Raw genomic sequence first — 8,258 nt, forward strand, 5'->3', positions numbered from 1 at the left:
CTCAGATCACTCCCATCGCGCCGACGTACTGAAGGCTGCGGTTCACCGTCACCGACGTAGGCTCGGCCTGCGGGTAGTGGTTGGTCACGTTGACCACCGTCCGCGACATGGCGCGGCCACCGCCGAGCCCATCCGGGACGGTCACGCCGGGCACCGACAGGTCCGGCATCGCCGTCCGCGCCGCGAGAGCGGAGACCTTCTTCAGCGACGACGACCCCACGGCTCTTGTCCACGCCGATCGACATGCCCTGCATCATGAAGGCTCCGATCTGGGCGAACACCTTGCTCGGCGACCGGATGCCCAGGGCCGCCTTCGCACTCTCGACGATGTTGGAGAAGAAGTCGCGGACGTTGTTGTACAGGCCGCTGGCCAGCGACTGGAGCTTGTTCCAGAAGCCGGAAACGACGTCCTGGGCGATGCCCGCCGTGGTCGGGCCTACCGTCTTGCCTGCCGCACACTGCGCACCGCCCGTCCTGCCAGTGCACCAGCGCCGTATCCGGGCCGTCGTTCTCCAGCGGGCCGAGCCGCGCCGGCCAGTTCCAGCACGCCGGTTCGCGATCTTCCCGCCGGGCCGCGACCGCGGCCTCTTGCTCAGCGTTCGCCTTGTCGAGCCGGTCAGCCTCTGCGCGCTCCTGCGGAGTCATGTGTTGCTTGCACGCGGCACGGTAGAACGGCAGCAGCGCCCGACATGGCACTCCGGTGTGCTTCGTGGGCCGGCCACATCGGTGCTGCGTTGGCTCCGCCCGCAGGAAGCGGTCCAACGGCTCGCGCGCGACCTGTCCGGGATCGGCGGGTCCCCCCACATGGCACGAGTCATAGCCCGAGCCCCGCCGTCGCGTTGTCCGCCCACTCGTCCACGGTCCGCATTTAGGCGTGCAGCCCCCTGAGTTGGGCGACCATGCTTGGAGATCGTCTTCGCGTCATGCCCGGCCCGGCGCGCTTCCGTTGCCAGCCCCGACCGGAGACCGTGTGCGTTGATGCCGTCGAGGCCCGCCAACTCGGCCGCGTCGGTCACAGCGTTGCCGATCGCCTGCGGCGACATCTTTCCGAGCACGTTGCCGTGCCGGTCGATCCGCCGGAACACCGGACCGGACGGTTCGAGGTCCACCGCCTCGGCCCAAGCCCGCCATGCCTTTACCGGGCAGGTCAACGGGTGCGTACCAGCTTGATCGCGGGCGCACGGCCGGTCGAAGCTGATGCCGGCAGAAGATGGGATGTGAGTGAACGGTCACCGGTGAGCGATTCCGGCAGTGATTGCCGGGCCCTCCCGCTGTATCCACGCCTCGGCACGAGGCAGCCGTTCCTTCAGCCCTTCGTCCCAGAAACGCCGGAACACCGGGTCCCTTTCGGCTGCGGCGCGCATGTTGACGCGGAAACGGCTGATCATCGTGGTGGCCGCGGGGACCAGGTCGAGGCGCTGCTCCGACGTCATGCCGTAGGCGTCAGCGAACACCGCGACGCGGTGCGGGATGTCAAGGTCGCGGAAGGCGGGCGCCCGGTCCTCGGGATGCATCAGCGGTGCCCAGTAGTAGAGGGCATTGGCGATGTCGTCGACCCGCGTGGTGGGTTTGGCCAGGTCGAAGTCGATGAGCGCCGCAGGCAGTCCGTCACGGAAGACGACGTTGCCGGGGCAGTAGTCGCGGTGGCTCACCAACAGCGGCTCACCGTACGGGGTCGGGTTCCGGACCCGAGTCCCGGGGATCCCGCCCCAGACGGCGTCCTCGGGCGCGACCCAGCCTTCGGCGACGTCGTGCAGTCGCCGGATGAGCTGCGCCAGCGCGACCAGCACCTCCTGCTTCGCCGTCTCCGGCGGGAGTGGTTCACGGGGAACGTCGCCAGGGACGAAGGACAACACCTCGCGGCCTCGCTCGTCGAGCCCGAGAGGGACGGGCGCCCCGGAGAAGCCTGCGGCGCGCAGGTGCGCCAGGTAAGCCTGGATCGTCAGGGAGAAAGGCCGGACCGGACGGCGAACGGTGTCCCCGACCCGCACGATGCCTTGGGTGACGCCGTCACCGACCAGCGGTTCCTCATCGCACTGGTCGGTGCCACGGCTCGGGTCGGTCACGGGCGCTCCACGGGTCTTGGTTCCACGGTGTCCGGGTCCAGCGGATGGATCGTGCTCTGGCGATCTGCGTTGGTTCGTAGTGGCCCCGGGCGCGTCTCCGCGCCGACCCTCTTGAGACAGGCCGATGGCATCCCGGACATCCCCCCGCATCACTTGCATTGAGCCACATCAGGTTGCCTGAGCCAGGACATCAGTTCTGCTGAGCTGCTTCAACTTCGCTGAGCCAGGACAAGGAGCCTTTCGCGAGGGGATGATCTTACTTTTCTAGCTCACGATAAGCTTACTTATCATGAGCTAGAACAAGATCGACTACACTGCAATCGGCTACACCAACACCCGAGATCGCGATTCGATTACTTCCCCCCCAGTCGGCCAATCCTAGGCACTGCAATGTCCACATGGAGCAGAAGACCCCTCAGCCCAAGCCATCCCTACTTGATCGGATCGGCACCTTCCTAGGGTGGCTTCCATTTTTCATGCTGTTCATCAGTGGGGTAGGCGTCATTGCGGCAGCTATCATCCAGAACGGCCCGGTCGGGGCGATTCCATTCGGCGTCATAGCGGTCCTCTGCCTCGGCTTGTTCTTCCTCGGCAGGCGGACAGCACGCCGCAAACAAGAAGATCGCATCTCAAAAGCCGAAGAAGACCCCGGAGAACGCCTCCGCCGCCGCATCCAAGCCATCAACACCGCCTTCAGCGAAGCGGCCACCCTCATGGACGAACTCCAGCGCGACCTCGAAGCCCAACAAACCGCCCGGCTGGCCCTCCTCGCCGAAGCCGAACGCCAACAAAAGCTCCTCGCCATCAACCAGGACGAAGCTCAGAAGATCCGCGACATCCTCCTCGGCGAAACCAAGGAGACCATCCTGGCCGAACGCCGTCAGCAGTGGACGTTCTTCGCCCTCGGCATCCTCACATCCATCTCCATCGGCGTCGCCATCAACCTGCTCGTCCCCTGACCGAGGAAGACACGCCCGCGACTAACACCACCGCGCACACCTTCCGCGCCCGGCCCCGCGGCCGCAGTAGCGCATCCCCCTCCGTCAGCAGTCGATGCACGAACCCGTACGAGCGGCCGATCGACTCGGAGATCTCACGGACAGAGTCACCGGCCGCGTACCGCTCGGCCACCACCGCCGCGAGTTGGACGCGCTCGGCACCGACGATGCGAACGTACTTCCTGACCTGCACGAGGGGCCTCTTTCGATTCAGGGGTATACCGGATCACTCACCAGACCACCCAGCGGACCTAGATCGGCGGCCGACATCCTGACGACATGAGCCGGACAGGAAAGGGGCCATCTATGCAGGTCAACTGGCGGATCGTGCGGGAAGCGCTCAAGGGCTGGGGTGCGACGCTGCGGTTATGCGCGATCTTGATCACTGTCAGCGTGCCCGTCCTCGCGGTCGCGCTGTTGCGCTGACGATCAGCGGAAAGATCACGCCGCTGCGGCCCGGGCGAGCGCGGCCCATAGTCCGTCGCGCTCCTCCGGAGTCGGGGGGGGCATGAGATCGCCCCGCCAGATACAACCCTCGATCGTCGCCAGATCAGCGAAGTCATACACGACCTCGCGGCCCGACTACCCCGGCACCCGCACGCCGTACCGGCGCGCCCACTGCCGGATCGTCACTGCCTCCCGGCCCAGCCGGACAGCAGCCGACTTCGCCGTCGCAGGGGACACCAACACACCCCCGAACCATGATCGGTCCGAGGGCACACGTCTCTCCGTCGCCCGGAAGCGACACACAGCCGCCCCGCCCGGCGCAAGCCAACAGCCGGCACCGCAATCGACCGTCGTTGACGACAATCCTCGCGCAGAGCGCACTGGCCGGAGCCGGACATCGGCCACCCCTTGATTCCCTCTTGCCCGGTGAGAAGGTGGAATCCCCCGATGAAGGATGACGGCGATGTCCCACACTCACGCTCAAAGCCCTGACGCGCGGTCCCAGGCGATCGTGCGGGAACTGGCCACGATCCACGAACACGCCGAGCGGGACCATCGCGTGGGGGAACCCGGCCTGTTCTCCCGCATCATGGTGATCGTCGACGGTAACGTCCCTGCCCCGGGCGACGAAGAACGCTGCTACTTGACCCCGGTCAAGGCACCCAGGTCCGGCGAGGGGTACTACACCCTCACGGCGAACAACGGCGCCACACGTCCCGCAGAGATCAGCGTGGACGAGGCCAAGCTGTCGCAGCAGGACAGCGAGGTCGCCACGCTGCTCGACGCCTACAACTGGATCACTGAGCAAGGGCTCACGGTAGCCGCCCAGAGCATCCAGGTCATCCTGATCAGCAACATCGGACCATGCACGGGCTGCAAGGCCCGCCTCCAAATTTTCTACAGCGACCTCCTCGCTTCGGCCTCTGAGGCCGAGACCAAGGTCTCCATCACCGTCGAGAGCATCTACGACACCCCCGAAGCCTCCCTGGACAGGACACGAGGCAACGACATCCCCACGACGTACGGTTATCCGGGTGCGGCAAGGACGCCGTACAACATCTCGGGCAACCAGGGAGCGTACTGGCTCTACACGGTGCCTCGGCCCCAGTGACGGTACCGCTTGGCCTGCGGACTTCTTCAGCGCTGCGGCCCCAGCCTCCATCGCTGCCGATGCTGCCCGTGCGGCCGCCAGACCCTACGCTGCGTCCCCCGTCATGACACGAACGGGCTGGATCACCTGGAGGCGGAAGCGCTTCTGCTCGGCCCGAGGCCGGGCCTCAACGCACCACCTCCTGCTCGACCCGCGCCGACGCCTCCCGCTCCGAAACATGCGTCCCACACGAAGGCACACACGTAGAGGCCCGCCTTCACGTCCCAGCAGCAGAAGATCGCCGACGCCGTCCTGAAGGCTTGTCCCGACGTGCTCGACCCGGTCACGGCGGTCGCCGCGGTCGGCTCGCCGATGGGCGCGGGCCAGGCCGCCGGGTTCGCCGGTCTCCGCCAGGGGCTGTCGCCGGACGAGCAAGGCGTCGGTCCGGCGCGCCCTCGACGCCGCCCGGGTCGGTCGGTTCAGCCTGGCACGTTCATGCGCTGGGTGCCGATCACCGAGACCAGCCGCAGTGCTTCCGCGGCCGGGGAGTCCGGGTCGGCCGTGTAGATCACCACTTGCTGGTCGCGGTCGGAGATGTCCAGCATGTGGCAGTTCAGGGTGATGGGGCCCACCAGCGGGTGGTGCAGGGTCTTGCGCAGGCTCGGTCCGGGGGACACGTCGTGCGAGGCCCACAGCCGGGCGAACTTCGCGCTGCCGGCCAGGAGCTCGGACACCAGCTCGTCCACTTCGGCGGCGCCGGGGTAGCGGGCGGCGGCGGCACGTAGCCGCCGGGCCGCCTCATGGGCGAACACGTCCCGATCCGCCTCCGCCAGGACGGGCAGCCGGGTCCCCTCCAGGTGCGGCCCGAGGAAGGCGTACCTGATCAGGTTGCGGTCGCGCCGGGGCAGCGCGGAGAAGTCCACCATCAGAGCGGCCGCCAGGTCGTTCCAGGCGATCACCTCGTAGGTCGCGGACAGCACGAACGCGGCGGCCTGCGGCAACCGGTCCAGCAGGTCGAGGATGTCGCGGTGCACCTCGCGGCACGGACCGGGCGGTGGGCCCGGCGGTGCGCCGACCAGGTGGTGCAGGTGGTCGCGTTCGGCGTCCGACAGACGCAGCGCCCTGGTCAGCCCGGCCAGCACCTCGCGGGACGGATGCGGGGCGCGGGCCTGTTCGAGGCGCGTGTAGTACTCGGTCGAGATGTACGCGAGCTGGGCCACCTCCTCGCGGCGCAGCCCGGGGGTACGACGCCGCCGCCCGGCCGGGAGACCCACGTCGGCGGCGGAGATCCGCTCCCGTCTGCTGCGCAGGAAGGCGGCCAGTTCCTCTCTGTCCACGCTTCCACTATGCGTGCCCGGCGTCGTGCTCAGCCAGGTACCACCGATGCCTGGCTGAGCCTGCGCCCCCGGGACCAGGCTCGGTGCCATGACTGATGACAGGAGCACGGGCCTGCTGGCCGGCAAGATCGCCTTCGTCACCGGCGCAGGGAGCGGCATCGGCGCCGCGGCGGCGCGGCTGTTCGCCCGGGAGGGCGCCACCGTGCTGCTCGCCGCGCGAACCGAGGACCGGCTCAAGGCGGTGACCGAGGAGATCCGCGCGGCGGGCGGCACCGCCGACCACGTCGTGTGCGACCTGGCCGACCCGGCCGGCGTCCGCGCTGCGGTGGACCGGGTCGTGGAGCGGTACGGCAGGCTCGACGTCGCCTTCAACAACGGCGCGACGGCGGTGCCCCCGGCGCCGATGGACCGGATACCGGAGGCCGACTTCGACCTGATGTACACCGTGAACCTCAAAGGACAGTGGATCGCCATGTCCGCCGAGGTGGCCGCCATCCGGGCCACCGCCAGGACCGGGGCGATCGTCAACACCTCCACCGTCGGCAGTTGGGGGCCGAACCCCATGCTGTCCGCCTACGGCGCGATGAAGCGGGCGCTCAACAGCCTCACCGAGTCGGCCGCCGCCACCTTCGGCCCGGAAGGCATCCGGGTCAACGGGATCGCCCCCGGCACCACACTGACCGAGATGGTCCGCGCCTGGGAGGCCGCCTCGCCCGGCATCGTCGAGCAGCTCAACGCGCGCACCTCGCTGCGCCGCGCGGCCGAGCCCGAGGAGGTCGCCGAGGCCGCCGCCTGGCTGCTCAGCGATCGCTCCTCCTACGTGACCGGAGCTGTGCTGCGGGTGGACGGCGGCCTGAGTTGAGCTGGGAGAACGGCCGGTCCGACAGTCGGAAGGCACCGCCGTGTACGCGTGGTTAGGACATTTCACCTTCGTCCGCAGACGCGCGGTACTGATCGCGGCTGCCTTGTTCGTGGTGCTCGCCGGCGGCTGGGGCAGCGGGGTCTTCGGCGCCTTGAGCACGGGCGGGCTGGAGCCTCCCGGCGCGGAGTCGTACCGGGCCAACGAGCTCCTGGAAAGCCACTTCGGACACCGGCCGGCGCAGGCGGACGCGGTGGCGATCTACAGCGACCCCACCGGCGAGCTGTCGGTGAACGACCCGGCCTTCGAGCAGGCGGTCACGGCGGCACTCAGCGGCCTGCCGCGGACCGAGGTCGCCTCCTCGCCGCGCTCGTCGTGCTGCCCGCTCTGCTGGCCGCGCTCGGCCCTCGGATCAACGCGCTGAGCCTCCCCTGGCCACGCCGCCGGCCCGGCGCCGTCACCAGGGAGGACCGGGCGTGGAAGTGGCTGGCCACGTCCATCACCCCACCCAGTTGGACATCGCCATCGTCGGCCCCGTGCAGCGGGCCGCTCTCGACGACTACCTGAAGTCCGTGGAGGGCATCGAGGGCGCGCGGGCGGCCGGTGCACATCTCGCCGACGCCGAGCTGACCTGGGCGACCGTCACCTACCAGGGAGAGGCCGACGACGCGGAGAACCTTCAACTGGTACGGGACATCAGGGCGCTCCAACCCCCGGCAGGCGCCACCCAGGTCCTGGTCGGCGGACCGGCGGTCAGCCTCGACAACAGCGACGCGACGACGGGGGCGCTGCCGTGGGCGCTGTCCTTTCATCGGCCTGTCGACCCTGATCCTGCTCTTCCTCGCGTTCCGCTCGGTGCTCGTACCCGTCAAGGCCGTCGCCGTCGCCTTCCTCTCCCTGGCGGCCTCCTGCGGCATCATCGTCTGGGGCTTCCAGGAGGGCGGCCTGGCCGGGCTGATGGGCTTCTCCGTGGTGGGCACCACCGATGTCTGGGCACTGGGGCTCATCATCACGATCGCCTTCGGTCTGGTGACCGACTACGAGATGTTCCTGGTGAGCCGCATCAACAAGGAGTATCTGGCCACCGGCGACAACCGGCGTGCGATCGTCACGGGCCTGCGCGGCACCGGTTCCCTCATCACCCGAGCCGGGCTGCTCATGGTCGTCGTCCTGGCCACGATGGGGTTCACCGCGACCTCGCTGTTCCTGATCACCATCGGGGTCGGCCTCACACTGTCCGTGGTGATCGACGCCACCCTGGTCCGCTCGATCGTCGTACCCGCGGCGATGCGACTGCTCGGCGGGGCGAACTGGTGGCCGTCCCGGCCACGGCGGTAGAGCAGTCGTCCGAACGTCCCCGCGCGCCTACAGGTCGTTGCCCGCGTAGGACAGGTTGAAGCTCTTGTTGGCCAGGGGGAAGTCGGGGACGATCGCGCTGTCGAGTGCTACTGGGAGAGCGGG

Annotated in this window: 9 protein-coding genes; 5 read left to right on the top strand and 4 right to left on the bottom strand. The window is 68.7% G+C overall.

Going from position 1 to position 8,258, the window contains the following annotated elements; all coding sequences use genetic code 11:
• Position 1 precedes the first annotated feature (1 nt).
• Together ACZ6S0_RS42720 and ACZ6S0_RS42725 are read right to left on the bottom strand one after the other, a co-directional pair.
• Positions 2-220: a hypothetical protein gene (locus ACZ6S0_RS42720; RefSeq protein ID WP_465925057.1), complete on the bottom strand. Its 219-nt coding sequence runs from the start codon at positions 218-220 to the stop codon at positions 2-4.
• A gap of 1,009 nt (positions 221-1,229) precedes the next feature.
• The gene (locus tag ACZ6S0_RS42725; protein WP_465925058.1) at positions 1,230-2,066 is read right to left on the bottom strand and encodes a phosphotransferase enzyme family protein; all 837 of its coding nucleotides are present in this window, start codon (positions 2,064-2,066) and stop codon (positions 1,230-1,232) included.
• A 398-nt stretch (positions 2,067-2,464) separates the two neighbouring features.
• Between ACZ6S0_RS42725 and ACZ6S0_RS42730 the strand changes: the two genes are divergently transcribed.
• Positions 2,465-3,025, top strand: a complete 561-nt coding sequence (locus ACZ6S0_RS42730) for a hypothetical protein (protein ID WP_465925059.1) — start codon at positions 2,465-2,467, stop codon at positions 3,023-3,025.
• Here ACZ6S0_RS42730 and ACZ6S0_RS42735 read toward each other — a convergent pair.
• Positions 3,006-3,257, bottom strand: a complete 252-nt coding sequence (locus tag ACZ6S0_RS42735) for a helix-turn-helix domain-containing protein (RefSeq protein WP_465925060.1) — start codon at positions 3,255-3,257, stop codon at positions 3,006-3,008. The two genes, ACZ6S0_RS42730 and ACZ6S0_RS42735, sit on opposite strands and share 20 nt — an antisense overlap.
• Positions 3,258-3,974: 717 nt before the next feature.
• Between ACZ6S0_RS42735 and ACZ6S0_RS42740 the strand changes: the two genes are divergently transcribed.
• A complete protein-coding gene (locus ACZ6S0_RS42740; RefSeq protein ID WP_465925061.1) occupies positions 3,975-4,622 on the top strand; it encodes a hypothetical protein in 648 nt (215 codons plus the stop codon).
• 458 nt (positions 4,623-5,080) lie between these two features.
• Here the strand turns inward: ACZ6S0_RS42740 and ACZ6S0_RS42745 are convergent, their stop codons facing one another.
• Positions 5,081-5,938, bottom strand: coding sequence for a helix-turn-helix transcriptional regulator (locus tag ACZ6S0_RS42745; RefSeq protein ID WP_465925062.1), 858 nt, complete (start codon positions 5,936-5,938; stop codon positions 5,081-5,083).
• Positions 5,939-6,026: 88 nt separating this feature from the next.
• On the opposite strand from ACZ6S0_RS42745, the gene ACZ6S0_RS42750 reads away from it, so the two are divergent.
• The 3 genes from ACZ6S0_RS42750 to ACZ6S0_RS42760 all read left to right on the top strand — a co-directional run bounded on the left by ACZ6S0_RS42750 (position 6,027) and on the right by ACZ6S0_RS42760 (position 8,135).
• Positions 6,027-6,800, top strand: coding sequence for an SDR family NAD(P)-dependent oxidoreductase (locus ACZ6S0_RS42750; protein WP_465925063.1), 774 nt, complete (start codon positions 6,027-6,029; stop codon positions 6,798-6,800).
• A gap of 40 nt (positions 6,801-6,840) precedes the next feature.
• Positions 6,841-7,221 (top strand): hypothetical protein, encoded by a 381-nt coding sequence (locus tag ACZ6S0_RS42755; RefSeq protein WP_465925064.1) that lies wholly within the window; start codon positions 6,841-6,843, stop codon positions 7,219-7,221.
• 407 nt (positions 7,222-7,628) lie between these two features.
• Positions 7,629-8,135, top strand: coding sequence for an MMPL family transporter (locus ACZ6S0_RS42760; protein ID WP_465925067.1), 507 nt, complete (start codon positions 7,629-7,631; stop codon positions 8,133-8,135).
• Positions 8,136-8,258 lie beyond the last annotated feature (123 nt).

The sequence above is a fragment of the Nonomuraea sp. NPDC051298 genome (assembly GCF_055586305.1).